Source organism: Candidatus Nanopelagicales bacterium (assembly GCA_037045355.1).
Taxonomy (GTDB): domain Bacteria; phylum Actinomycetota; class Actinomycetes; order S36-B12.
Genome location: JBAOHO010000008.1, coordinates 87,493 through 111,645, shown reverse-complemented (window position 1 = coordinate 111,645; position 24,153 = coordinate 87,493). Strand labels below are relative to the sequence as shown.

Here is a 24,153-nt window from a genome sequence, read left to right as displayed (position 1 = left end):
TACGGAATCGACCAACTCACCGGGCTCGCGGTCGCGGTGGTCACGGTGACGTCGACGCAGTACCCCGTATTCCACTGCGCCGTGACCTCCGTCTTCGCAACGACCGGAGCGGCCGTCGGCGTCGGAGTCGAGGTCGGGGTTGGAGTGGAAGTCGGCGCGGGCGTCGGCGCGGGGGTGGTCTGCGTCGGGGTCGACGTCGGAGTCGGAGTCGGCGTCGGCGTCGGAGACGGCGTCGGAGTCGGAGTCGGCGTCGGCGTCGGAGTCGGCGTCGGAGACGGCGTCGGAGTCGGCGTCGGAGTCGGCGTCGGAGTCGGCGTCGGAGTCGGCGTCGGAGACGGTGCACTCGTGCGCGTCAAGCACAATCCGAACGAGGCCGGGGCAGCACTCGAGACCAACGAGTTCCACGTCTGCCCCGAGGCAACAGTGCCGCCGTCCTGGGTACTCAACCGAGCGTTCCACACCGACGTGACAGTTCCCGGACGATCCATGGGAACAGACCACACCACAGGCGTCGCGGCATCGGTGGTCACGCGGGCGTCGACGCAATACCCCGTCCCCCAATCACTGGTCGTCGTCCACGACACAGCAACCCCCGCAGCAGCCCCCGCCACCGGAACGATCACAGAAGCAGCCACCACGGCAGCCCCCACAGTTGCTGCGATCACGGTTCTCATGTTTCGTCCTTCCTGCGGTCCGTGGCGTGGCCTGGTCAGCGCTAGCGGATCGTCGTTTGGGTGACCTGGCCGAATGTTGTGTTCAAGCGCTTCGCGACGTTGTCGATCGAAGCATCGAGCAGAGCGAAGAACCGCGAGCGATCAGCCTTCTTGGAGATGTCGAGAACTGATCCCTCGGTCAGCTCCAAGGAGTCGAGCGCGGCGTGGTAGGCCGCATCACTGTCGGACCAGTCGATGTATCGATACCTCGACTGGTCATCCACGTAGGCCAGGGTTCCCATGGAGTTGGCGAAGACGTAGCCGATATCGCGGGCGGACAGTCTCACACTGTTCTCGCCGGTGATCGCGGCCGACGGGAAGTGCGGCGAGTTGTAGATCTGATCCAGATACAACCTCACCTGGCGGGGATAAAGGATGAACGTGGAACCGGCAGACTCGCTGGTGCCGATCGCGGACTGATAGGCGGTATCGGACAATGAGTAATCGCCCTGGGACTTGACCTGGGTCGACTCCGGACCAGTACCGAACTGGCGGGCACAGATGCGGACGTAGTCGTTCAGGATGCGCGAGTACGTCCCGGCGTTGTAAGCCGCATTCAGCAACATGTCGAGGTTGTTGTAGCTGAACTCGTCGGATCGGGGATCACGCAGATTGGACATGCACGTGGCGAAGTACTGATGCTGTGGCCCCCACGACTCAGCGTTGTTCATGATGAGTCGGTTCAAGTCGTTGAGATGGAAGAACGCGGCAGCCATCGGGCCGAAGTACTTGTCGTCAAGCGATTCGGGACCGACAGCCGCCGTTTGGGCGCCGGAGTCCTGATCCTCGACTGAGTACCCAAGACCCTTCTGCAGCGCGACGAAGTTGACCAACCCGATCCCGGCATCGGTCTCCAGCCGTTTGGAGTAGTCGTTGATCTGGTAGGGGCCGCCCTGGCCGGGGGACAGCAGTCTGCCCCGTTCAACGGCATCCGGGTTGATCCAGTTGGTGCCCTGCTGGTAGTTGCCCGTGTCGATGTTCTCCTGCAGTAGTTGTGCGAACAATGCGCCGTACACGTAGTCCTTGTTGAAGCGCAGTTCCGGGTCCTTCTCCTCGACGAGCCGCCCGAGAAGCGCCCCTGCGACGAAGTTGGAAATGATCAGGTCCGTGTGGTTCGTGGAGAGCGTGAGCCGCTCGACGTTGCCCGATCCGAAGGGGAGATTGAGATGAAAGTGGATCACGCCGTCCGCTGCACTCGTCGGGGTGAATGACACGGGCGTGGGGAGTCCACTCGGCGCTGTCGGAGTCGGCGTACTCGTGGGCGGCGAGCTCGTAGGTGGCGAGCTCGTAGGTGGGGCGGAAGTCACCGAACTGGTCGGGGTAGGCGTGGGGGTTGGAGTAGGGGTGGGCGTCAGGCTCGGTGTCGGGGTCGGGGTCGGGGTCGGTGTCGGTGTCGGTGTCGGGCTCGGGGCCTTACCCGTGGCGCAGTACCCGAAGACCGCCGGGGTCGCCGCCGTGACCGTGCGGTTCCACGACTCCCCCACAAACCGCAACGATCCGCTGACGGTGGCCGTCTTGGCGTTCCACAACGAGTTCAGTTGACCGCTGACGCCATACGGAATCGACCAACTCACCGGGCTCGCGGTCGCGGTGGTCACGGTGACGTCGACGCAGTACCCCGTATTCCACTGCGCCGTGACCTCCGTCTTCGCAACGACCGGAGCGGCCGTCGGCGTCGGAGTCGAGGTCGGGGTTGGAGTCGGAAGTCGGCGTCGGGCGTCGGCGCGGGGGTGGTCTGCGTCGGGGTCGACGTCGGAGTCGGAGTCGGCGTCGGCGTCGGCGTCGGAGTCGGCGTCGGACTCGACGTCGGAGACGGTGCACCCGTACGCGTCAAGCACAATCCGAACGAGGCCGGGGCAGCACTCGAGACCAACGAGTTCCACGTCTGCCCCGAGGCAACAGTGCCGCCGTCCTGGGTACTCAACCGAGCGTTCCACACCGACGTGACAGTTCCCGGACGATCCATGGGAACAGACCACACCACAGGCGTCGCGGCATCGGTGGTCACGCGGGCGTCGACGCAATACCCCGTCCCCCAATCACTGGTCGTCGTCCACGACACAGCAACCCCTGAAGTCGCGCCAGCCGCTGGTACCACCGCCGACGCCGCCACCACGGCAGCCCCCATGACCACGACCATGGACCGCTTCGCGGTACCCATTCTGCGCACTGCTGTGTCCTCTCGCCCGTAACCCGATCGACTTCTTCGCTGAGGCGCCTCCGCGCGGACAACTGCCACCCGATCCCGGGGCACCCCACAAACCCAGGAAGGACTTCACTCCGTTGGAGACCTCGTCTGGCGCTCCCGTGAGGGATCGGTACCGAAGTGCGGTAACCGTAGGTCCGTTCGGGGGACAGGGAAACCGAATTGCCCCGGTGTCACCCGATCCCCGCACTTTGGGGGCGCCAGCCATGCTGGGAACCTCCGGCGGAGGCCGTAGGGGAACCGAGGACCGGGCCTACTCCGTTCACGAGGCGTCGCTCCGTTCGCGAGGCGTCGCTCCGACTACCAGGAGTCGCTCCGATTACCAGGAGTCGCGGGGACTACGAGGAGTCGCGGGCTTTGCGCCGGGCAGCAACTCGGGCGCGGGCGGTCGCCGCCAGTTCGGTCTTACGCAGCCGAACTTCGCCTGGAGTGACCTCGACGCACTCGTCCTCACGACAGAACTCGAGGGCCTGTTCCAGCGACAAGCGGCGGGCCGGGATCAGTCGTTCGAGTTCGTCCCCTGTGGAGGATCGGATGTTGGTGAGCTTCTTCTCCTTGGTGGGATTGACATCCATGTCATCGGCCCGAGCGTTCTCACCGACGATCATGCCCTCGTAGACCTGGGCACCCGGATCGACGAACAAGGTGCCGCGTTCCTGGAGCCCGAAGCACGCATACGTGGTGACCGTCCCTTGTCGGTCCGCCACCAAGGAGCCCGAGGGCCGGGTCCGCAATTCCCCGTGCCATGGCTCATAGCCGCCGAACACATGGTGCATCAGCCCGGTGCCTCGGGTCTCGGTGAGGAATTCCGTGCGGAAGCCGATGAGCCCACGGGCGGGAACCGCGTATTCCAGCCGAACCCATCCGGTGCCGTGGTTGTGCATCTGCTTCATGCGACCCCGGCGCAGTCCGAGCAGTTGAGTGACGACCCCCACGAAATCCTCGGGGACATCGATAGTGAGCTCCTCCATCGGTTCGTGCAGGGTGCCATCGATCTCGCGCGTGACCACGACGGGCTTGCCCACGGTGAGTTCGAACCCTTCCCGACGCATCATCTCGACCAGGACGGCGAGTTGGAGTTCACCGCGGCCTTGGACCTCCCACGCGTCGGGGCGCTCGGTCTCGAGGACCCGCAGCGAGACATTTCCGATGAGCTCGGCGTCCAATCGGTTCTTCACCAGCCGGGCCGTCATCTTGTTGCCGCTCTTGCCGGCCAGGGGTGCGGTGTTGGTGCCGATCGTCACCGAGATGCTTGGCTCGTCCACCGTGATGACGGGCAGCGGGCGCGGATCGGCGGGGTCGGCCAGGGTCTCACCGATGGTGATGTCGGGCAGTCCCGCGACCGCGATGATGTCACCGGCAGCCGCGGAGTCGACCGGGACACGTTCGAGGGCCCGGGTCATGAGGAGGTCGGTGACCTTGGCGTTCTCAATGCTCCCGTCAGCCCGGCACCAGGCGACCTGCTGCCCCTTGCGGATTTCCCCTGCATGAACTCGGCAGACCGCCAGGCGACCCAGATACGGGGACGCATCGAGGTTGGTGACGTGCGCCTGCAGCGGACCGGTCTCGTCGTACTCGGGGGCGGGAACGGTCTGCACCAAGGTGGTGAACAGAGGTTCCAAGTTCTCACCGTCGGGCATTCCGCCGTCCTCGGGTTGCGCCAAGGATGCGCGGCCGGCCTTGGCGCTGGCGTAGATGACGGGGAAGTCGATCTGATCCTCGGTGGCCTCGAGATCGAAGAACAGCTCATAGACCTCATCCAGCACAGCCGCGATCCGGGCGTCACTGCGATCGACCTTGTTGATGACGAGAACGACGGGGAGCCCCTTCGCCAGCGCCTTGCCCAGGACGAATCGTGTCTGCGGCAACGGGCCTTCGGAGGCGTCGACCAGAAGCAGGACTCCGTCGACCATTTCGAGTCCGCGTTCGACCTCCCCCCCGAAGTCTGCGTGACCGGGAGTGTCGATGATGTTGATGGTGAGTCCGCCCTCTGGCGCACCCGGCCCCGAGTACCGTACGGCGGTCTGTTTGGCCAGGATCGTGATGCCCTTCTCACGCTCCAGGTCCATGGAGTCCATCACACGATCGGCGATGTCCGCGTTCTCTCGGAACGCACCCGATTGCCACAACATGGCGTCGACCAGGGTGGTCTTGCCGTGGTCGACATGGGCGATGATCGCGACATTGCGCAGATCAGTTCGTTGCGTCACCGGCGAAGTCTAGTGCCCTCACGCGGGAGGCCTCGATCGTCGGCTTGCCCATCGGCAGCGTGAGATGCCACCCGGATAACAAGCAAACGGGGCGCGGGTGGTCGACATCGGTGCCGAGGGTGACGTAGGTGGGGGTGAGCGATCCTCGGACACCAGTAGGTTGGGGGTATGCGCACCTATGCTCACGACGGTCTGGTCTTCGATGTGAAAGACGAAGGGCCGGAAGACGGATACCCCGTGGTCTTCCTGCACGGGTTCCCGCAGGACTCCACTGCATGGGACTCCGTGGTCGAGCCCATCCAGGAACAGGGCTATCGCACGCTCGCCCCGAACCTGCGCGGCTACTCCCCGGCAGCCCGTCCCACGGCGGCGAAGGACTATGTATCCGCCCGCACCGCCGCTGATGCCATCGCTCTGCTGGACGCGATCGAGGCCGACGACGCCCACATCGTGGGACACGACTGGGGCGGGTTTGTCGCGTGGGCCGTGGCGTCGGAGTACCCCGACCGGGTGCGCACGGTGTCGGTACTGTCGACCCCCCATCCGGCGGCGATGAAGCATGCCATGATCACCAGCACCCAGGGACTGCGCTCGTGGTACATGGGAATGTTCCAACTCCCCTGGATCAGCGAGCGCATCCTGGATCCCGACGGCCCCGCATGGCGGGCCCTGATGCGGGGCCTGCCTCCTCACCAGGCGGCCCACTACACCGATCGGATGCGTCAGCCGGGCGCACTGAGCGCAGCCTTGAACTGGTACCGGGCCATGCCCCGCGACATGATCAGACCGTCGCTGAAGATGCATCGCATCACCGTCCCGACCGCGTACATCTGGGGCGAGCGGGACCCAGCCCTGGGCCGCGCCGGCGCCGAGGCGACTGCCGACTACGTCACGGGCGACTACATCTTCACCCAACTGCAGGGGATCGGTCATTGGATCCCTGAGACCGCCCCCGATGCCGTGGTGGAAGGCCTGCTCGATCGCTTCAGCGACCGCGTCCCCTGACCCGGAAGACTCAGCCGGTCCGGGCTGAGTCGGCCAAGCCCGGACCGCAAAGCCAGTGCCCAGGTCAGAGGCTCGGACGGGTCTGGGTCTGTCGACACACCTGGTCCCACATCGCCTCGGCGGTCTTCGTGTCCGGCGCGGTGCCGGGGAGCCGCTGGATGCTGCGAGGGCGCCGGTCGAGCCAGAACTTCCCGTTGACGGTCACTGCCTCCGGGCTCGATCCCAACCACACGATGGTGTCGGCCCCCTGCTCCGCCGTCCGCAGGAACGGACCGGTGACCCGGTGGAAAGTGGGCAGTGACGTACGGACCCCAGGTGTGTCTGCCCAGCCAGGATGCATGGAGTGGAACGTGACACCAGAATCCGGGAATCGCCGCGCCCACTCCTGCGTGAGTGTGACTTGGGCGCGTTTGGCCAACGCATAGGCGCGGACCCCGTCGAAACCGTGCGGCCCCATCTCGACGGTGTCGGGATCCAGTCGCTGCGTGTACATGCCCCCCGACGACACGACGATGACGCGACCGTGCGCCGCGACGAGCAGCGGGAGCAGACCTGACGTGATGATGTGCTGTGCGAGCACCTGGCTGGCGTAGGTGTCCTCGAATCCCTCCGGTGTCACGCGATAGTCGGAGACCAGCGCCCCGGCGTTGTGCACCAGAACATCCAGCGTGCTGTGTTCGACGCGGTACTTCCTGACGAAGTCCCGGACCGCTGCGAGGTCGCCCAGGTCGGCGACATAGGTCTCGGTGGCTCCGGTCGCCCGTGCCGCTCGCTGCAGTCGATCGTGATCGCGGCCCACGATCGCGACCTCGGCCCCTGCTGTTGCGAATGCGCTCGCCGCAGCTCTTCCGATTCCTGATGTGGCACCCGTGACGATCACGGACTTGCCGGTCATATCGGCGGCGGGGGACCAATCGTCCAACCAACGGCGCGCCTCGAAACCCAATCGGCTGAAACTCCCGGCAACGGAGACCTCGAGCGCAGTGTCGACCGGACGGGACAGCAACTGCCGGAGCATCAGGCTGCACGCCGGTGGTTGACCGCTTGACGCAGGCCACGTTCGGCCCGACGTCCGATGACCTGGAACAGAATCCACAGGGCCGGATCGAACGGACGCCGGAATCCCTTGAGAGCCAGGTCTGCGTCATACGTCACTTCGCAGCCGGCGCCCAGCGGGCGGACCGTGATGACGTCGTAACTGATGAAGTCGCTGTTCTCGGCGCGCAGATCGACTCGCCTGGTGCCGTCAGGGGCAGTCACCTCGACCACGATGCGGTATTCCAGTGGGGTCACCCGACCGAGCAGAACCGTGTCGACCCGGTAGCGGGCGCCGACTTCGCCGGGCTCTCCGGCGACCAGCTCCGCTTCGGCCACCCCCGGGTCCCACTCCGCAATTGAGGTGAAGTCCTTCAGATATGGAGAACACGACGTCGGCAGACTGAGGACTGTGCACTGTCGCGGTGTATCGAGCCACTGCTCCCCCTCACGACTTCGCAGCGACGCCGCTGCGCTCCACGTCTGCGGCGAACCGTCGCAACGAGTGGGTGACAGCCCATCGGCTGATCGGTCGGGTGAGGCGCCACAGCACCTCTCCAGCGCGCCCGCCGGGGATCGCGAGATTCTCGATCCAGACCACGACGCTGCGACCTGGGCCGGCCGGCTCCACGCGGAATGTCCCGGAGCCACGCACGACCTTGCCGGTGTGATCGACGGTCACCTCGATCCCATCGACCCAGTCCGTCACCACCATCGTGTCGAGGAAGCCCAGCGGACCGATCCCGGTGAAGGCTTCCAGCCGGTCACCCACACCACGGCGCTGCGGTCCAACGCTACGCACAGTGGTACCGAGCATCCATTCGCTCTGCTTGTCCCAATCGATCATGGCGCGCCAGGTCTGATCCGCTGGAGCTCTCACGGGGACGGTGACCTGCAATTGGCTCATGGTTCCAGACTCCGGGGCACCGGCCACATGGGCAACTCGGCCTCCCCCTGAGGTGCCAGGAATCGCTCTCGGCGAACGACAACCCTCCCATCGCACCACCGATGAGCGACCCCGACGTCGCCCGGCCGCCACACTGGTGGCGCGCAGCTGCGGCTGGTTCGTGACGGTTAGTGTGCTCATGTGGAGATCGCCATGCACGTGCTGCTGGGCGTCAGCGCCCTGCTGATCGCGGGCCTGGCCGTGTGGCTGGCCTACCGCATCATCGCCGGAGGCGCCGGAGGCGCCGGAGACGCCGGAGACACGGAGACCTGACGGGGCGCCACCCGCCGGTCACAGGTCGGGGGTGCAGGGGCCACGACCGGCCTTGGCGAGGCCGGCGAGATCTCCGGAGCCGAGACCCGACCCGTGCAACCCGCCCTCCCACATGATCTGACCGGGGTCCGCGACGTGGTCGAGTCCCACGACATGGCCCAACTCGTGCACCAGGACCTCGTGGAGATAACTCCGATGTGAGGGGTCGGCAAAGAACTCCCGATCCAGTGCGACCGCACCTGTGACATACGACGACGGGGTTCCCAAGACATCGATCGCCATGCTGCCGCCCAGACCCACCGCGTCACCGCCGAATTCCCGCACGGAGCCATCGCCCGACCAGGCGATCAGGATGGGCGCCCACCGCTCGCCGTAGCGCTCGGGCTGGTAGGGCTTGCGTTTGACGCTGTAGGACTCACCGGTACGCCCGGTGACTGTCAGGGACAACCCCGTGGAGCGACTGATCAGATCGACCGCATCACGTACTTCGCCCATGGCTTGGGGTGGGGCGCCACGGGTATTGACGACGACCTCGAGCCGACGGCAGGGAGAGTAGGTGACCGGCACTCCGTCGGCCCTGCGGGTGAACCGATGAGGCCCAGGATCGCTGGGGATCGGCACCTTGGGCAGGATGCGGTCCTCTTGGGCGTCGGCCCCCGGCGGGGGTCTATCTCCGTTGAGAAATCCCGATACTTGGCGGCGGATCGCATCGCCGGCATCTGCGAGTGGACCACCGTCCAGCCACGGTCTGCCGGTGGTGAGCAGCCAGTGACCGGCGAACACGGCTCCGACCAGCAGGGCGACCATGACGAGTGTGCCCACACCCCCGCGACCCCGATCAGTCATGCGCCCATCATGCGCCGACCCGCTCGCGAGCGGTACCCGACCTGCTCACGGCTTAGCTTCAATCTGTGAGTGTGGGGTTTGGGATGCCGGTTCATTCGCAAGCGGTGCCGTCACCGTCGCCGTCCAGTTCGGGGTTCCAGCCGGGGTCTCCACGCCGCAGGGGTGCGGCACCGGACCCTACGGCGGTCTCGCAGTTCGGGAACACAGTGCCGCTTTGACGCTGGAAGGGCTCGGGACCGCCGAGACCATCGGCGTAGGTGCCGCAGTCGTGACGCACCCGGGCGTCGATCTGGCGATACCGGTCCTGGCGGGGGTGCCAGTCGTAGCCATCAGTCCCGTCGTAGCGGGCGTTGGCCAGACCGCGACGCAGCAGAACTGTCCCCAAGTCCCGCCCATCGGAGTCCACCGCATAGGCCAGCAGCCGCCCGTATTGGTCCCGGCCGCTGCGGTTGTTCAGCCGCACCCCACCCGACACGAAACGATCCGTGATCGCTCGCGCGGCCGCGCTAGCCACACTCCCCGATCTCCGGGGTGTCGATGCCGATGATCCGAACGTCGAGCGCGCCCCGCGCGATCGTGTCGCCGTCCACCGCGGTGAACCCGGTGCGCACGCCCTTCACGGACTGCGTCGGCTCCGCCTGTCGGTCGTCACCAGCTCCTGCTCGCTGGTCCTCCTCACCGGGCGGGCGGGGTGATGTCGGTGGGCGGGGTGATGCCGGCGGGCGAGGTGACCCCGGAGGGCGAGGCGATGCAGTGCGCTCGGAGACCCGAGGCCTGTCCGACTGAGGTCGCTCGGGGATCGAGCCCGGCGCCGGGCCACTGCACCCACCCGACGCGAGCCCGAGAATCGCGGCGCAGGCCGCGACAACCACGGAACGACGGCGCTTGACCATCACCTGGTGGTGACCGTGGACGGCGTCCTGCGCCATGTTCTTCCGTTCGGTCGATCGGTTCGAGCCTGGGTCGGCTGAGATCCATTGTCGCCGTAACCTCCGACAGTCCGGCCTACGCTGGAATCCGTGGACCTCGCCGCGGCCCGGAACCTCTCCGAGCGTCTGGACACGCCACTGGTCGAGCCCACGGAACCCGATTCCGCCGCCCTCCGGCGGGCCCGGGTCTGGCGGGACAACGCGACCCGCGGGGACGACGAACTGTTCCGGCGCCGCCTATCCGAGTGGACCGAACTGGACCCCGCCCGCTTCGTCGCCAGCTTGCAGCAGTCGGTTCCCGCCACCGAGATGTCATGGCCACCCCCCGACACGGCTTGGGCCGACACGGCTTGGGCCGACACGGCTTGGGCCGACACGTCGTGGGCGGATGTCTTGACCGACTTGCCCCACGGCTCGACCACCGAGCCGGGTGACCACCTGGGGCCGCTGGTGGCTCCCCTGATCGCGCGGGCTTGGGAGTTGGTGGCCGATGCTCGGGCCCCGTTGGGGCTGCTCTCCCAACAGGCACTGGAGGATCTGTCTCGCGACCTCGGGCAGCAGGTGAGCCGACTCATCCAGACGGCGGTCGACACCGACTTCCGAGAGCAACCCGCGGGATGGCAGGAATACCGACAGAGTCTGTTGACCACCGACCTGACTGCGTTGTGGGTTCGGTATCCGGTCCTCGCCCGCCTGGTGGGGCGGCTCCTCCAGAGGTGGTCCGTGGGCACGTCGGAACTGTTGCATCGCTTCGTGACTGACCGCGACATCATCGCCGACATCACGGGCTCGTCCCCCGGCACAATCCTGGGCGTCATTCCCAGCCTGTCGGATCCGCACAACGGGGGTCGACGCGTCACCGTGCTCGAGTTCGCCGGCGGGCCGGGCGTCGCCAGCGGCCAGGGCGGGCCAAGTGGGACTCGGGTGGTCTACAAACCCAAGGACCTGTCCGCCGAACTGCTGTGGTCCGCGGTCGTGACCTGGGCGGACTCCCACGGCCTGGACCTCGGACCGCCTGCCCGAGTTGCCGCCGAGAAGGACCACGGATGGGTGGAGTTCGTGCCCTCCGCACCGACCTGCGATCCCGGGCTGTTCTTCCATCGGGCGGGAGCCCTGACTGCCCTGGTGTTCGTTCTGGGCGGTGGAGACTGCCACGCCGAGAACCTGATCGCCGCCGGCGATCGGCCGGTGGTGGTCGACGCGGAGACGGTCCTGCAGCCCACGATTCGCGATGAGTCGGGCAGTCAACACAGGGACAACGTCCTGGACACGCTGCTGCTCCCGCGGTGGCTCAGGATCGGTGGGCGCCCGGTGGATCTGTCCCCGCTGGGGGGCTCCGGGGTGGGGTGGAGCCGCCGCGAATTGACCTGGGAAGACCCCGAGACGGACGCTGCTCGCCTCGTTCCTCGTATGACCCCCGGAATTCCTCACGGCGCGACGGACATCGACGGACACCTCCTGAGGGCACAGGAATACACCGCCGAACTGATCGGGGGATTCCGGCGGGCGCTGGCAGGTCCTGCGGGTCCACGGGCAGTCGTTGATCTCAGGACCCCTCCGCGACATGCCGGACGTTCGGGTGCGCGTCCTGGTCCGGATGACGCGGGCCTACACCCGGGTCGCCGAGACCTCGCTGCACCCGCGACTGTTCGGCCATGGACTGGATCGGTCGATCCATCTGGAGCATCTGGCCCGTTTCGTGATGGACCGCGCCGATTGGCGGAGCGCTGTGAGACTCACGGACATCGAACGCGATCAGATGGAGGACGGCGACATACCGTTCTTCACCGTCCGGGGAGACGACGACATCCTGCGCAGCGACACCGGCGAACCCCTGCTGCCCCTCGCGGAGTCGGCCCAGCAGCGCGCGCTCCGGCGCCTGGCGACCCTCGATGACGCGCAACGGGCGCGCCAAGAAGAACTCATCGTCACCAGCTTGCGGCTCGCCCCGCCCAACACCCGGGCCGATGTCATGGCGAGTGCCCGCGATGAGGGCGATCCCCCAGGATTCGTCTTTGGACCTCACAAGCGCCGCAATGGCACTCGAGCGGCTACTCGACCGCATCCTGCGTCACACGACCGGTGCCCCCGTGGGGCTCGTGGCAGTGGGGCCCGAGCAGTGGGGGGTCGAACAGCTCACCCCGGGTTGGTACGACGGCACCACTGGTGTCGCGGTCGCCCTGGCGGCCGCCGGCCTCGCGCTGAAGCACCCCGCTGCTACGGACCGCGCTCGGGAACTCCTGACGCGGGAACTCACCTCCACCACGAACCTGGCGAGCCGCTGGTGGCGCTCGCGGGGACCCGGCGGGCAGGACGGTGTGGGCGGAATGCTGTTCGGATGGGCGATGGCGAGCCGCCTGCTGCCTGATCTGGAAGCACCGGTCGGGAAGGCAGTGGCTCGCATGTTGGCTCAACGTGTCGAACCTCAACCCGCAGCCGACTTGCTGTCCGGTTCTCTAGGCCTGGTGGCAGGGTTGGTGGCAGCGCGAGGTGCAGGCATCCCGGTCGATCAGGGCATCGCGCAGGCAATCGTCGCGACCACTGAGACCGCGGTGCGTGAGTACCTCACTCAGCGCGGGGTCAACGGATTCAGTCATGGCAACTCCGGGATGGCGGCAGTTCTCGATGCCGCCGGTGTCGCGGGGTGGGCGAGCGATGAGTCTCTGGTCACCCGATGTCTGGACGCGGAGTCGCGGCGCTTCGACACGGCCCTCGGTGACTGGCACGATCTGCGGCGCGGACCGGATGCGGGCCCGGGGCCCGGGTGGTGCAACGGTGCAGCCGGGCTGGCACTGGCACGACTGTCTGTGCGGGGACCCGACGAAGGACCTGCCGCGCCTGCGGCCCTTGGTGACCCGGGACGTTCAGGCCCGGGACAACCTGTGTTGCGGCAGCACGGGACGCGCCGAGATCCTGCGCATCTGGATGACGGTGGATCCCACCATGAAGGCCACCTACGAAGCCTGCGTGAATGGTGTGATCGAGCGAGTGAACGCTGACCGACTGCGGTTGGGCGTCCCTGAGGGACTGCCGATACAGCCGATCGGGCTGTTCCAGGGACTGGCCGGTCCGGTGATCACCCTGGCGGCGGCGATGGCGCCGCAGTTACCGGCAGTTCTGGCGTGGGGCCATCCCACCGGTGAACCGAGCGCGGCCGTCCTGCCGAGCGGCCGGTAACGCTCGAAGTCAGGTCGTGGCGTGAAGGACGCGCCCGCGAACATTCGCGGACGCCGCGACGGGTAGGAAGCGAAAGAGCCCAGGCCCTGTTGGGCCCAGGCGACGGGTAGGTAGCGACAGAGCCCAGGCCCTGTTGGGCCCAGGCGACGGGTAGGAAGCGACAGAGCCCAGGCCCTGTTGGGCCCAGGCGACGGGTAGGAAGCGACAGAGCCCAGGCCCTGTTGGGCCCAGGCGACGGGTAGGAAGCGACAGAGCCCAGGCCCTGTTGGGCCCAGGCGACGGGTAGGAAGCGACAGAGCCCGGGCCCTGTTGGGCCCGGGCTCTGCGACAGCTGTCGTTGTTCAGCACTCCGGCGAGCAGCTGTATGCCACGCCTTCGCTGCCGACCATGCTCAGGTCGGTGTCGGTGAGTTCGTCGTAGTAGTCCGCCATAGGGCACCACCTCCCGAGCCGGCCTCTCCGGCTCACCTGACGGTACTGCGCATCCGGCATCCGAGGCCAGAGCGAATAGTCCGGATGGGCGGACAACTATCAGCACCAGCCCGGCGCATGCGCCGGGCGTCGGTATGGGCGTCCGTGGTTCTCAGAGGGAACCCGGCCACAGGCGTCGGTGCCAGCCCGTCCTCACTGACCAGTCAGAGGGTGGGAGCGGGCGGGAGATCGGGATAGACAGGAGTCCGCTTCTCACCCTTGGCCGCGAAGGCCTCCATCATGTCGCCGGGTTGGAACGCACCGCTTTGCCACAGCGAGATCTGGTGCAGCGCGTCGGGGACGGAATGATCTCGGGCGTAGACGAGTGCTTCCTTGGCACCCCACATGGTCAGGGGGCTGTGAGCCGCGATCTCGGCCGCGATCGCAAGAACCCCGGCGACGAGTGATTCGTAGTCGGGGAACACCTCGTTGACCAGTCCGACCTGCGCGGCCCGCTCGGCGGACATGCGCCGTCCCGTGTACACCATCTCGCGGGCCACGCCGTCGGGGATCAGTTTGGGAAGGCGCTGCAACGTGCCCACATCGGCGGTCATCCCGATGTTGGTCTCCTGGATCACGAAGAAGGCGTCCTCGCTCGCGTACCTCATGTCCGCGGCGCACACCATGTCCACAGCACCGCCGATGCAGCCTCCTTGCACTGCCACCAGCACCGGCATCCGAGCCTGTTCCAAGGCGGTGAAACTGTGCTGGAGCCTGCGCACCAGCAAGGACAAGGTGGCGTGGCGGCGGCCCGCCTCCCCATCACCCATGATCGCCGAACCGGTGAACACCGAAAGGTCCATTCCCGCACTGAAGTGTTTGCCGGTCGAGGAGATGACCACGGCTCGAACGCTGCCCTCGTCACTGAGTTCAGTCACGATGCGGGGCAGATCGTTCCAGAACTCCGGGACCATCGTGTTCAACTCGTCGGGGCGGTTGAGTTGGATGTGGGCGACATGGTCGGCGACCGTCACGTCGAAGCATCGATACGTCATATCCCCATCCAACCATCCGGGTCACAACCCGGTCACGGCAGGTTGGGGAATGTCACGGCGGGCCATATCGTTAGCAAAGGTAACTAGGTTGACTAACAGAACGGAAGGGATCGGCTATGCTCCCCACGCGTACGGATACCGTCCGGCGAAGGAGACCCCTCCATGAGACTCACCCCGCGACAACAACGCGCGGTGCCGGAGCTTCGGACGGCCGTGATGCGGCTCGCCCGCCGGTTGCGCCAGGAGCGCGACGACCGTCTTACTCCGAGCCAACTGTCAGTCCTCGGCGACCTGGCCCAGCACGGTCCGACGACGCCCGGGGCTTTGGCGGCCATGGAGCAGGTCCGGCCACCGACGATGTCCCGGATTCTGGCCGCGTTGGAAGAGGACGGATGGGTGGCCCGGGAACCTCACCCCCAGGACGGGCGACAGATCGTAATCACGCTGACCCCACAGGCCCTCGAATGGATCGACACCTACCGCGAAGCGCGCGACCGATGGCTGCGGGACCGCTTGAGCGAGATGCCGAAGGAGGAACGGGACCTGATTCTGCGAGCGGCACCGCTGCTGGCGAAACTGGTCGCGGACGCACCTTCGCCTCACTAGCCATCCCCGCCTACCGCCGCTACGCGACTGGCGCGCTCGCCTCCAACGTCGGTACCTGGATGCACCGGGTCGGCCAGGCGTGGCTGGCTCTGGCCATCAGTGGCGACGCGCTCGTGCTGGGAGCGGTGACCGCGCTTCAGTTCCTCCCCATTCTTGTGATCGGACCCTGGGCGGGAGTGCTCGCCGATCGTGTCGACCGGCGCCGACTGCTCATGGTGACTCAGGTGGCTTTGGGACTTCAGGCGCTGGCACTCGGTGCGCTGGTTCTCAACGGGTCCGTGACCACGGGCCTCCTCATGGGCGCGGCGGCACTCCTGGGAGTCATCACTGCTGTGGACGCACCGGCACGCCAGTCGATCGTGTCCGACCTGGTCCCACGGGACCAGGTGGTCAACGCCGTGTCACTCAACGGTGCCTCCTTCAACGCCGCCCGACTCCTCGGCCCGGCGATCGCGGGGGTGGTGATCGCCGCGTTCGGGACCGGGTGGGTGTTCCTCGTCAACGCCGCGACCTTCGTCGTGATGCTCATCGCTCTGGCGGGCATCACGACCGCTGCCCCCGAGACCGGCCGGGCACATGGCGGGATCCGCTCCGGCATGCGTCATGTGCGCGAGCGCCCCGACCTGCTGTTCGTGATCGCACTCGCCGGCTTCGGTCTCGATGTTCGCGTTGAACTCCCAGATCACCACGGCAACCATGAGCACGCTGGAGTTCGGCGCCGGGCCGGTCGTGTTCGGCATCCTCGGGTCCGTGATGGCGGTCGGTTCGCTGGCGGGCTCGCTGCTGTCCGCCCGACGGGGGCGCACGGACCTACGCATCATCTCGATCGCTGCTCTGGCGCTGTCCAGCGCGACCGTGCTGGCGGGACTGGCTCCCAACGCCTGGCTGTACGCCGCGACCTTGGCGCTGTGCGGCATCACCGCCCTCACGATGATGACTGCCGCCAACTCGTATCTCCAGACCCGTTCCGACCCCGCTCAGCGCAGCCGGGTGATGTCGCTGTACTTGGCGGTGTTCTTCGGCACCACCCCCCTGGGAGCCCCTTTGGTGGGCTGGTTCACCGAAACCATCGGCCCCCGGGCGGGCCTGGTGATTCCCGGGCTGCTCGCGCTGGCGGTGGCGGTCGGGTTGCTGTGGACTTTCCGCCGCCGAGTCGACTTCACCTGACCGTCGTTCAGCAGTGGCGCCGATCGGAACTCGCAGGGTGCCGGCTGAGTCCCGCGCGACCCGGGTTCCGCACCTGCCCATTCCCGCCACCTCGAGTAGTGGAACAGCGACGGCACTACCCCGTCGGAATCGCCCCGACCTGCATCATGAGGGCCAAGAGGTCAACTGTCGTCCAGGCCTCGGCGATCCGCCCGTCCCGCATCCGCCAGAACTCCATGCCCTGGACCGAAACACTGTTCCCGGACGCGGGGGTGCCCATGAAATCGCCGGCGTGCGTCCCGGTGAAGCGCCATCTCACGCAGACCTTGTCTCCGACCTCGACAACATCCTCGACTTCGGTGTGACCGTCGGCGAAGGCAGAGGTGAGCATCCCCACCTGCTGAATCACCCCTTCGACACCACCAACTGACCCGGGCAAGGGGTCGTGATCCCGGTAGTCCTCCGTGTACAGGCGCCGAATGGCATCGGCGTCCCCTTGATCCCAGGCACTGAGCACGAGCTCCACCGTGTCGCGAGTAGTCATCCATACCTCCAGTTGTTGTTCGGTCAGTTGTTGTTCCGGCCGATTGAGACATGAGGGCCACTGCACTGGCCGGATCGTTCGCGGAATGTCATCCCTCGGCCAAGCGGTCGTCCGCCACGATGATCGTCTTGCCTCGCAGCAGACGGATGCCCAGCCAAGCTGCCCACACCGGCAGTCCGTACAGGTAGAGCTGCAGGAAAACGCTGGCCATTTCGTGCAGTCCCATCTGCGTCGCGACGGTCTCGATCGCCGCAGCGCCACCGACGATCACGGTGAGCACCGCGAACGCTCGGCCGCTGCGCCACGACAGGGGACCGACGATCAGGAGCCAGACCGCGATGGCGGCGGAGCCGAGCAGGTTCCACAGACCATCGACGACGGCATTGTTGATCATGTCGAACGACACGGCGATGGTGCTGGTGTCAGCCCCGACCTCCCCCACGCTGTTCAAAGCGGTTGGCCAAACGGCCGACAGCATGGCGGCACCAGCGGCTCCGGTAACGATGTAGGTGGCCCCAGCGAAGGTGGCTATCCCCGCGAGGTCGGGGCGCCGCCGGGCCATGGCTGAGTTCAAGACTAGGAGTGCGGGGACCAGCAGCGCGTAGTAGCCGATGACGTCGAGGACCATGCCGAGCTGGGCGGCAGCGGCCGCCGAGGCTCCATATCCGAGGAGTCGAGTCGAGTCCTCGAAGATGGACGAATCCCAGTTCGCGCCACTCAAGATGACAGCCATGCTCGCGATGGCTACCGGCGCCGACACAAGCGTCGCCGCACCGGCCAGACGATGACCCCTCTGAGCCGAGGGAGTCCCGGTGGATGACGAGGTCACCTCAGTGGTGTCGGTGGACATGTGGCACTCCTTCATGACCGACACCGCGAGCGAATCGGAACCGTATCGCGACCGTTCTCCGCTGCCAGTCATCTAGCTTTACACGCTGACAAGTTGTCAAGTTAGGGGACGCCGAGCGAACTTGTCAACCTGTAAAGTGACGGCGTGAGTACAGGTTCTCCCGAGACGCGCGAGGAAATCCTCGCCGCCACCAAACTGCTCGTGGAGACCACTCCGTTCGCGGACATCAGCTTGGCCCGGGTAGCGGCCGCGGCCGGAGTCTCACGACAGGCCGTCTATCTGCACTTCGGCTCACGCAATGGCCTGTTGCTCGCCCTCGTGGCGTGGATGGACAACTCCGGTCGGCTGCAGCAGCTCATGGCACCGTCACTGCAGTTGAGCGATCCGAGGAAGGCCTTGCTCGGGGCGGTCGCCGCCGCCGCCACCTACAACGCCGACGTGGCCGCCGTGAGCTTGGCCCTCAAAGAGGCTCGAAGAACCGACGGGACTGCCGCGACTGCCTGGCAGGACCGCATGACTGTCCGGCTCGAGGGGATTCGTTCGGTGGTCCGGCCAGTCGCGGAATCGGGAGGGCTGCGCACAGGCTGGACCGTCAACCAAGCCACCGACATGATCAGCGCACTCATCTCACCCACGATGTACGAGGACCTCGTCGTTGACCGCAAGTGGCCACTACGACGGTACACCGAGCACATCGTCCGACTCGTCGCCACGATGTTGACCAGCGACACGGACCCCGACACCGGGCCTGATCGCGACGGCGCGCCCTGACCCCGGCAAGTTCCGCCAGCGAACGATCGCGCTGTCACGGGTGGGATGTTCGGGGTGACTCCGAGAGGTTTGAGATGGTTCGCGATGGCCCGAGATGGGTCTACGCAGACTTGGGCGGTCTCCCGACCTGGCCCCGCTCGCGTCACCCTTGAGACACCCGCAGGCGGCGGCGACCCCAGCGGTCGGAGGCGTACGCCAGCGCCTGATCGAGCGGTAGTTGCCTGCTGGAGTTACCCACCCGCACCCACAACTGCGGCCCTTCGCCCTTCTTCGGCACCACATACACAGGGCGGGTGGCAGCCGGGACCCGCACCAGGCAGATGTCGGTGCCGCCGATGTCCGGGAAACTCACCTTGAGGGACGCGGTCGCCGCACCCCCGATGACCTGGCTCAAGAAATCGCGTAGCCAGAGTTCGTAGCGATCGTTGTCACGCTGCTTCATGAACTGGAGGTCCGGCTCCAAACCGAGCGCTTCCCCCTCGTCCGACACCCCGATCAACAGCGAACCGCCCTCACTGTTGGCAAAGGCCGCGACCGTCTTCGCGATCACGAGTTCGAGCTTCTCGTCGCGTTGCCGGGTGTGCAGATTGCAGCGCGCGGTCGACTTGAACTCGACATCGGCGGCTTCCCCGGCATCGATCAACTCGCGCGCCGAACGTTCCGGGGGCCGCGACAGTCGCGTCGCGATCCACATCACTACCGCCGTCCCCGCCACCGCCAGGATCAACGCCCAGATCGGATGGAACTCCTGTGGACTGCCAACCGCCAGGATCCCGAAGGTAATCGACAAGAACGCACCGACCATGCCCGAGAGGACGCTGGCCGACCAACTCAGGTGCGTGCGGCGCCCGAACACGTACCTCACACCACCGCCGACGACGACCCCGGACAGGAGGGCGATGGCGAAGGCTACGGCCAAGGCCACCGCGGGACTGCTCCAGTAGTTCACCCGCCCATTGTGCGGGAGGCTCTGATCCTTCGGTCCTCGGAGTAGCGAGCGTCACCAGCGGGTGCGATGGCAAGGCGCAGTCGCGACGGCAGTGTGGGCCACTGGTGAGTGGCTGCAACGCCGCCTGGCGCCCCGATGGTGGCGCCCAGTAGCCGAACCATCGATTGATCCGGGCTACCGACATCCGACTCCCAGGTTTCTCCCAGGTTGGCCCGACATCGTGGGCTCATGGAATCGACCACGACCGCAGAGCCCGACCCCATCACAGTCGGTACCGCGGGCCAAACGACCGTCGATCTGGATGTCGTCATCCCCGTGTTCAACGAGGAGTTCGGCCTGCGGGCCACCATCGAACGGCTCGTTGCCCACCTCCGTGGGCTGCCCGTGACCTCGGTGATCACGATCGCCGACAACGGGAGCACCGACGGCACCTGGCCCGAAGCGTGCCTACTGGCGGAGCGATTCGCCGAGGTCCGCGCACTGCACCTGAGCCAGAAGGGCCGGGGCCGGGCGCTCGCGCACCACCTGGCTGGAATCCGATGCCACCGTACTGGCGTACATGGACGTCGACCTGTCGACTGATCTGGACGCCCTGTTGCCGCTGATCGCCCCCCTGCTCAGCGGCCACTCCGACATCGCGATCGGCACTCGCCTGGGGCGCGGGTCGAGGGTCGTGCGCGGGCCCAAGCGGGAGTTCATCTCGCGGTCCTACAACCTGCTGCTGCGCACGGCGCTGGGGGTCCGATTCAGCGACGCTCAGTGCGGGTTCAAGGCCATTCGAGCCGATCGCGCCCACGTTCTGTTGCCGCTGGTGGAGGACAACGCCTGGTTCTTCGACACCGAACTGCTCACGTTGGCCGAACGCGCCGGGATGCGGATCCATGAGGTTCCGGTCGACTGGATCGACGACCCCGACTCCCGCGTCGACATCGTGTCGACCGCTCGCGAGGATCTGCGGGGAATCGCCCGGCTGACTCGCGGATTCGCCTCCGGGCGCCTGTCCGTCGCCCATCTGAACCCGCGCGCACCGCTGCCTGGCCCCGATCAAGGTTTGCTCGGCAACATCGTCCGGTTCGCGATTGTCGGCGTGGGCAGCACCGTGCTGTTCGGTCTGCTGTTCTGGGTATTCCGACTCGCACTTCCGGCCCAGATCGCCAACGTCGCCGCGCTGCTGGTTGCGACTTACGCCAACACAGCCGTCAATCGCCGGTTCACCTTCGGCATCCGTGGACCCGACGGACGCTGGCGCCATCAAGCCCAGGGCTACATCGTCCTCGCCATCGCACTGCTGATCACGAGCAGTTCCTTGGCACTGCTGCATCTGATGGCGCCTGACTCGGGTGCCACGGTCGAACTGCTGGTGCTCACGGCCGCCAATCTCCTCGCGACCCTGGTGCGGTTCCTTCTGTTCCGCTCGTGGGTCTTCACCTCTCGCACCTCCGATCCCCCACTGACGTTCACCGCCCAACCGGCCTCCGCCGCGCAACTGACCTCCGCCGCGCAACTGACCTCCGCCGCGCAACTGACCTCCGCCGCGCAACTGACCTCCGCCGCGCAACTGACCTCTGCCGCGCAACTGACCTCTGCCACCCAACTGAAGGGACGCTCATGACGACCATCGCCGAGACCTCTGCACCACGCGCGGCCACGCATCTCGAACGGAACACCCTCGAACGGAAGACCCTCGACCAGAAGACCAACGGGACCACCCCCAGCGGGCCGCGACCAGGCGACAAACCGACAACGGTTGGCGCTGGCCGTCCTGCTTGGCGCCACCGCCGTCCTCTATCTGTGGAACCTGTCCGCCTCGGGTTGGGCCAACGCCTTCTACTCCGCCGCCGCTCAGGCGGGGGCGGACAACTGGACCGCCTTCCTGTTCGGATCGTCGGACATGGCCAACTCGATCACCGTGGACAAACCCCCGGCGGCGATCTGGGTGATGGCCCTGTCGGTCAAGTTGTTCGGGCTGAACTCGTGGAGTCTGCTCATGCCACAGGCGCTCATGGGCGTCGGTTCTGTCGGACTGCTGTACCTCAGCGTGCGGCGCTGGTACGGGTCGAATGCGGGTCTGCTCGCGGGAGCGGCGTTGGCCCTGACGCCGATCGCCGCCCTGATCTTCCGGTTCAACAACCCCGACGCGCTGCTGGTGCTGTTGCTGATCGCCGCTGCCTACGCCATGGTCCGCGCCACCGAAGCCGCAGCAGTGCGCTGGTTGATGCTTGCGGCGGCACTGATCGGATTCGCGTTTCTGACCAAGAGCCTGCAGGCCTTGCTCGTACTTCCAGCCTTCGCGCTCACGTACCTCATCGCCGCCCCGACAACTATCGGACGCCGAATCCGCGACCTGCTCATCGCCGCGGCTGTGATGGTGCTCGCGGGCGGATGGTGGGTCGCTGTCGTCGAGCTCTGGCCGGCGGACAGTCGCCCCTACATCGGCGGCTCCCAGACCAACAGTGCCTGGGAGTTGATCCTCGGGTACAACGGTCTCGGTCGGATCACGGGCGACGAGCCGGGCAGTGTCGTTCCTGGTGGCACCGGCGCGGGTGGCGGGATGTGGGGCGACCCGAGTTGGCATCGGATGTTCGATGCCTCATGGGCGGGTGGCATCGCATGGCTCCTGCCTGCCGCACTCCTGCTGATGATCGCGGGGTTCTGGTTGACCCGACGCGACAGCCGCACCGACCGCTACCGCGCTGGGCTGATCCTGTGGTCGGGGTGGTTGCTGGTCACGGCGCTGACGTTCTCATTCGCGTCCGGCATCATCCATGAGTACTACGCAGTCGCTCTTGCCCCGGCGATAGCCGCTGTTGTGGCGATCGGTGCGACCCTGCTGTGGCGGCGTCGCGCCGGAGGCCAGGCACGGTGGGCTCTCGCTGTCGTGGTCGCTGTGTCTGCCCTGTACGCGACAAGTCTGCTGATCCGAGCAGACGGCGCGTACTCACTTGCGGCCTTCGTCGTCGCCGTCGGCGGCATGGCTGCGGCGGCGGGTTTGGGGCTGGCGGAAGGTGACCGCTGGCAGCGGATGACGGCCGGTGCCGCAGTGGTACTGCTGTTGGCCGGGCCGTTGTTGTTCACGCTCGACACGGTCGCCACTCCTCACACCGGATCGCTGCCCTCCGCCGGGCCGGCATTGTCCGGGTCCGGAGTGGCGGGCCGCGGCGGACCTCCCGCAGGTGGGCCCGGTGGAATCGGCGGACCGACCGGCGGTCCTGGTGGCCTTCTGAATGCGAGCACTCCTTCGTCGGAACTCGTCGCCACCCTGACGCAGGACGCCGGCGACTACACCTGGATCGCCGCAGCCGTCGGCAGCCAGAGCGGCGCCGGTTACCAGTTGGCCACCGGCTACTCCGTCATGCCGATCGGGGGCTTCAACGGCAGTGACCCCTCACCGACGCTCGCCGAGTTCCAGGATCTGGTCGCGCAGGGACGAATCCACTGGTTCATCGCCTCGAACGGGGGCCCCGGAGGAGGACGGGGTGGCCCCGGGGGTGGGACCTCCGCTGCGATCTCGCAGTGGGTCCAGCAGAACTTCACCGCCGTCACGGTCGATGGCGTGACGCTGTACGACCTCACTGAGCGGGCATGATGGGCGCCATGACCACTTCTCGCGGCCGGCTGCTGATCGCCGACGACGAGCAGACGATTCTCGACCTGCTCGCGGCCAGCCTCCGGTTCGCCGGTTTCGATGTGAGCACGGCAACGGACGGGCGTAAAGCGCTCACCATGGCCCGACAGGAGCGACCTGATGCCTTGGTGCTCGATGTCATGATGCCTGGTCTGGACGGATTCGATCTCGTGCGTCGGCTACGGGCCGAAGGGCAGGACGCTCCCGTGCTGTTCCTGACCGCGCGGGACGCCACCGAGGACAAAGTCCGCGGACTTTCCGTGGGTGGCGACGACTACGTCACCAAACCGTTCAGTCTCGAAGAAGTGATCGCCCGGTTGGAGGCCCTGCTGCGGCGGGCCGGCAAACGCAGCGACACCGGAACCCCGCGCCTGACCGTCGGGGACATCGAGATGGATGAGGACCGTCACGAGGTCCGCAAGGCAGGCACCTTGATCGAGCTGCACTCCCACGGAGTTCAACCTGCTCCGGCTGTTCCTGGCCAATCCCGACAAAGTCCTGTCCAAGAGCACGATCTTGGATCGGGTCTGGCACTACGACTTCGAGGGAGAGTCCGGAATTGTCGAGTCCTATGTGTCGTATCTGAGGCGCAAGATCGACACGACCGAGCCTTCACTCCTGCACACGGTCCGTGGCTTCGGGTATGTGCTCCGCACTCCCACGGGGACGGACACCTGACGTGGGCTGGTGGCGCCGTCGGCCCCTCAGCACCCAGCTCGTCGTGATCGTCGTGGCACTGGGGGCAGCGGCACTGCTCGTGGCCGGTTCGGTGGCCGTCGCGGCCCTGCGCAACTACTTGATCGGTCAGATCGACCAGCAACTGCTTCAGGTCACCCGCTCCGGATTCGACGACGACA

Annotated in this window: 27 protein-coding genes and 1 pseudogene; 16 read left to right on the top strand and 12 right to left on the bottom strand. The window is 66.7% G+C overall.

The genetic code is table 11. From position 1 onward, the window contains the following. Positions 1-45: 45 nt before the first annotated feature. Positions 46-738 carry a hypothetical protein gene (locus V9E98_01465; GenBank protein MEI2715659.1) on the top strand — a complete coding sequence of 231 codons (693 nt, stop codon included), beginning with the start codon at positions 46-48 and terminating at the stop codon, positions 736-738. Here V9E98_01465 and V9E98_01460 read toward each other — a convergent pair. Beyond that, entirely contained in the window at positions 716-1,894 is a 1,179-nt protein-coding gene (locus V9E98_01460; protein ID MEI2715658.1) for a hypothetical protein, read from the bottom strand. The genes V9E98_01465 and V9E98_01460 overlap by 23 nt on opposite strands. Positions 1,895-1,916: 22 nt before the next feature. Here V9E98_01460 and V9E98_01455 point away from each other — a divergent pair, with 22 nt between their 5' ends. Together V9E98_01455 and V9E98_01450 are read left to right on the top strand one after the other, a co-directional pair. Continuing rightward, positions 1,917-2,255, top strand: a complete 339-nt coding sequence (locus V9E98_01455) for a hypothetical protein (GenBank protein MEI2715657.1) — start codon at positions 1,917-1,919, stop codon at positions 2,253-2,255. Between the two features lie 188 nt (positions 2,256-2,443). Continuing rightward, positions 2,444-2,905, top strand: a complete 462-nt coding sequence (locus V9E98_01450) for a hypothetical protein (protein MEI2715656.1) — start codon at positions 2,444-2,446, stop codon at positions 2,903-2,905. 352 nt (positions 2,906-3,257) lie between these two features. Here the strand turns inward: V9E98_01450 and typA are convergent, their stop codons facing one another. Then, the gene (gene typA / locus V9E98_01445; protein MEI2715655.1) at positions 3,258-5,129 is read right to left on the bottom strand and encodes a translational GTPase TypA; all 1,872 of its coding nucleotides are present in this window, start codon (positions 5,127-5,129) and stop codon (positions 3,258-3,260) included. 168 nt (positions 5,130-5,297) lie between these two features. Here typA and V9E98_01440 point away from each other — a divergent pair, with 168 nt between their 5' ends. Beyond that, complete coding sequence (locus tag V9E98_01440; GenBank protein MEI2715654.1) at positions 5,298-6,134, top strand: alpha/beta hydrolase; 837 nt, start codon at positions 5,298-5,300, stop codon at positions 6,132-6,134. 64 nt (positions 6,135-6,198) lie between these two features. Here V9E98_01440 and V9E98_01435 read toward each other — a convergent pair whose 3' ends face one another. The 3 genes from V9E98_01435 to V9E98_01425 all read right to left on the bottom strand — a co-directional run bounded on the left by V9E98_01435 (position 6,199) and on the right by V9E98_01425 (position 8,076). Beyond that, positions 6,199-7,152, bottom strand: coding sequence for an SDR family NAD(P)-dependent oxidoreductase (locus V9E98_01435; GenBank protein MEI2715653.1), 954 nt, complete (start codon positions 7,150-7,152; stop codon positions 6,199-6,201). Then, a complete protein-coding gene (locus tag V9E98_01430; GenBank protein ID MEI2715652.1) occupies positions 7,152-7,547 on the bottom strand; it encodes an SRPBCC family protein in 396 nt (131 codons plus the stop codon). The genes V9E98_01435 and V9E98_01430 overlap by 1 nt, the downstream gene beginning before the upstream one ends. Before the next feature lie 70 nt (positions 7,548-7,617). Further along, entirely contained in the window at positions 7,618-8,076 is a 459-nt protein-coding gene (locus V9E98_01425) for an SRPBCC family protein (protein ID MEI2715651.1), read from the bottom strand. Positions 8,077-8,256: 180 nt separating this feature from the next. Here V9E98_01425 and V9E98_01420 point away from each other — a divergent pair, with 180 nt between their 5' ends. Further along, a complete protein-coding gene (locus V9E98_01420; protein ID MEI2715650.1) occupies positions 8,257-8,388 on the top strand; it encodes a hypothetical protein in 132 nt (43 codons plus the stop codon). A gap of 18 nt (positions 8,389-8,406) precedes the next feature. Here the strand turns inward: V9E98_01420 and V9E98_01415 are convergent, their stop codons facing one another. Together V9E98_01415 and V9E98_01410 are read right to left on the bottom strand one after the other, a co-directional pair. Continuing rightward, positions 8,407-9,234 (bottom strand): matrixin family metalloprotease, encoded by an 828-nt coding sequence (locus V9E98_01415; GenBank protein ID MEI2715649.1) that lies wholly within the window; start codon positions 9,232-9,234, stop codon positions 8,407-8,409. Positions 9,235-9,325: 91 nt separating this feature from the next. After that, the gene (locus V9E98_01410; protein ID MEI2715648.1) at positions 9,326-9,748 is read right to left on the bottom strand and encodes an excalibur calcium-binding domain-containing protein; all 423 of its coding nucleotides are present in this window, start codon (positions 9,746-9,748) and stop codon (positions 9,326-9,328) included. Positions 9,749-10,253: 505 nt separating this feature from the next. Between V9E98_01410 and V9E98_01405 the strand changes: the two genes are divergently transcribed. From V9E98_01405 to V9E98_01395, 3 genes are all read left to right on the top strand, one after another. Continuing rightward, on the top strand, positions 10,254-12,059 hold the full coding sequence (locus V9E98_01405; GenBank protein ID MEI2715647.1) for a DUF4135 domain-containing protein: 1,806 nt from the start codon (positions 10,254-10,256) through the stop codon (positions 12,057-12,059). Positions 12,060-12,130: 71 nt separating this feature from the next. Then, positions 12,131-13,162, top strand: a complete 1,032-nt coding sequence (locus tag V9E98_01400; protein ID MEI2715646.1) for a lanthionine synthetase LanC family protein — start codon at positions 12,131-12,133, stop codon at positions 13,160-13,162. Then, a complete protein-coding gene (locus tag V9E98_01395; GenBank protein MEI2715645.1) occupies positions 13,152-13,340 on the top strand; it encodes a hypothetical protein in 189 nt (62 codons plus the stop codon). Before V9E98_01400 ends, V9E98_01395 begins: the two co-directional genes overlap by 11 nt. Before the next feature lie 634 nt (positions 13,341-13,974). On the opposite strand, the gene V9E98_01390 is transcribed toward V9E98_01395, so the two are convergent. Next, positions 13,975-14,805 carry a crotonase/enoyl-CoA hydratase family protein gene (locus V9E98_01390; GenBank protein ID MEI2715644.1) on the bottom strand — a complete coding sequence of 277 codons (831 nt, stop codon included), beginning with the start codon at positions 14,803-14,805 and terminating at the stop codon, positions 13,975-13,977. A 162-nt stretch (positions 14,806-14,967) separates the two neighbouring features. Between V9E98_01390 and V9E98_01385 the strand changes: the two genes are divergently transcribed. After that, a complete protein-coding gene (locus V9E98_01385; GenBank protein ID MEI2715643.1) occupies positions 14,968-15,411 on the top strand; it encodes a MarR family transcriptional regulator in 444 nt (147 codons plus the stop codon). 401 nt (positions 15,412-15,812) lie between these two features. On the opposite strand, the gene V9E98_01380 is transcribed toward V9E98_01385, so the two are convergent. Next, positions 15,813-16,109 (bottom strand): hypothetical protein, encoded by a 297-nt coding sequence (locus tag V9E98_01380; GenBank protein MEI2715642.1) that lies wholly within the window; start codon positions 16,107-16,109, stop codon positions 15,813-15,815. Here V9E98_01380 and V9E98_01375 point away from each other — a divergent pair. Beyond that, complete coding sequence (locus tag V9E98_01375; GenBank protein MEI2715641.1) at positions 16,108-16,578, top strand: MFS transporter; 471 nt, start codon at positions 16,108-16,110, stop codon at positions 16,576-16,578. The two genes, V9E98_01380 and V9E98_01375, sit on opposite strands and share 2 nt — an antisense overlap. Positions 16,579-16,693: 115 nt before the next feature. Here V9E98_01375 and V9E98_01370 read toward each other — a convergent pair whose 3' ends face one another. Then, positions 16,694-17,101: an ester cyclase gene (locus V9E98_01370; protein MEI2715640.1), complete on the bottom strand. Its 408-nt coding sequence runs from the start codon at positions 17,099-17,101 to the stop codon at positions 16,694-16,696. An 88-nt stretch (positions 17,102-17,189) separates the two neighbouring features. After that, positions 17,190-17,951: a hypothetical protein gene (locus tag V9E98_01365; GenBank protein ID MEI2715639.1), complete on the bottom strand. Its 762-nt coding sequence runs from the start codon at positions 17,949-17,951 to the stop codon at positions 17,190-17,192. 144 nt (positions 17,952-18,095) lie between these two features. Here V9E98_01365 and V9E98_01360 point away from each other — a divergent pair, with 144 nt between their 5' ends. Further along, on the top strand, positions 18,096-18,722 hold the full coding sequence (locus V9E98_01360) for a TetR/AcrR family transcriptional regulator (GenBank protein ID MEI2715638.1): 627 nt from the start codon (positions 18,096-18,098) through the stop codon (positions 18,720-18,722). A gap of 142 nt (positions 18,723-18,864) precedes the next feature. On the opposite strand, the gene V9E98_01355 is transcribed toward V9E98_01360, so the two are convergent. Continuing rightward, positions 18,865-19,671 carry an ATP-binding protein gene (locus tag V9E98_01355; GenBank protein MEI2715637.1) on the bottom strand — a complete coding sequence of 269 codons (807 nt, stop codon included), beginning with the start codon at positions 19,669-19,671 and terminating at the stop codon, positions 18,865-18,867. Between the two features lie 228 nt (positions 19,672-19,899). On the opposite strand from V9E98_01355, the gene V9E98_01350 reads away from it, so the two are divergent. The 5 genes and pseudogenes from V9E98_01350 (at position 19,900) to V9E98_01330 (ending at position 23,974) form a co-directional block, all read left to right on the top strand. Further along, on the top strand, positions 19,900-20,253 hold the full coding sequence (locus tag V9E98_01350) for a glycosyltransferase (protein ID MEI2715636.1): 354 nt from the start codon (positions 19,900-19,902) through the stop codon (positions 20,251-20,253). After that, positions 20,231-21,283, top strand: a complete 1,053-nt coding sequence (locus V9E98_01345; GenBank protein ID MEI2715635.1) for a GtrA family protein — start codon at positions 20,231-20,233, stop codon at positions 21,281-21,283. The genes V9E98_01350 and V9E98_01345 overlap by 23 nt, the downstream gene beginning before the upstream one ends. Positions 21,284-21,418: 135 nt before the next feature. Next, entirely contained in the window at positions 21,419-23,257 is a 1,839-nt protein-coding gene (locus V9E98_01340) for a glycosyltransferase family 39 protein (protein ID MEI2715634.1), read from the top strand. Beyond that, positions 23,254-23,556: pseudogene (locus V9E98_01335) on the top strand (response regulator). Before V9E98_01340 ends, V9E98_01335 begins: the two are co-directional and overlap by 4 nt. 202 nt (positions 23,557-23,758) lie before the next feature. Then, complete coding sequence (locus V9E98_01330) at positions 23,759-23,974, top strand: winged helix-turn-helix domain-containing protein (protein ID MEI2715633.1); 216 nt, start codon at positions 23,759-23,761, stop codon at positions 23,972-23,974. The last annotated feature ends 179 nt before the right edge of the window (positions 23,975-24,153 follow it).

Excerpts from the sequence above, each read along its gene's own strand:
- V9E98_01375 (MEI2715641.1), top strand. The coding sequence starts at position 16,108 with ATGAGCACGCTGGAGTTCGGCGCCGGGCCGGTCGTGTTCGGCATCCTC.
- V9E98_01370 (MEI2715640.1), bottom strand. The coding sequence starts at position 17,101 with ATGACTACTCGCGACACGGTGGAGCTCGTGCTCAGTGCCTGGGATCAA.
- V9E98_01350 (MEI2715636.1), top strand. The coding sequence starts at position 19,900 with ATGGAATCGACCACGACCGCAGAGCCCGACCCCATCACAGTCGGTACC.
- V9E98_01415 (MEI2715649.1), bottom strand. The coding sequence starts at position 9,234 with ATGACTGATCGGGGTCGCGGGGGTGTGGGCACACTCGTCATGGTCGCC.
- V9E98_01400 (MEI2715646.1), top strand. The coding sequence starts at position 12,131 with ATGTCATGGCGAGTGCCCGCGATGAGGGCGATCCCCCAGGATTCGTCT.
- V9E98_01345 (MEI2715635.1), top strand. The coding sequence starts at position 20,231 with ATGGACGTCGACCTGTCGACTGATCTGGACGCCCTGTTGCCGCTGATC.
- V9E98_01440 (MEI2715654.1), top strand. The coding sequence starts at position 5,298 with ATGCGCACCTATGCTCACGACGGTCTGGTCTTCGATGTGAAAGACGAA.
- V9E98_01390 (MEI2715644.1), bottom strand. The coding sequence starts at position 14,805 with ATGACGTATCGATGCTTCGACGTGACGGTCGCCGACCATGTCGCCCAC.
- V9E98_01380 (MEI2715642.1), bottom strand. The coding sequence starts at position 16,109 with ATGGTTGCCGTGGTGATCTGGGAGTTCAACGCGAACATCGAGACCGAA.
- V9E98_01365 (MEI2715639.1), bottom strand. The coding sequence starts at position 17,951 with ATGTCCACCGACACCACTGAGGTGACCTCGTCATCCACCGGGACTCCC.
- V9E98_01385 (MEI2715643.1), top strand. The coding sequence starts at position 14,968 with ATGAGACTCACCCCGCGACAACAACGCGCGGTGCCGGAGCTTCGGACG.
- V9E98_01435 (MEI2715653.1), bottom strand. The coding sequence starts at position 7,152 with ATGCTCCGGCAGTTGCTGTCCCGTCCGGTCGACACTGCGCTCGAGGTC.
- V9E98_01425 (MEI2715651.1), bottom strand. The coding sequence starts at position 8,076 with ATGAGCCAATTGCAGGTCACCGTCCCCGTGAGAGCTCCAGCGGATCAG.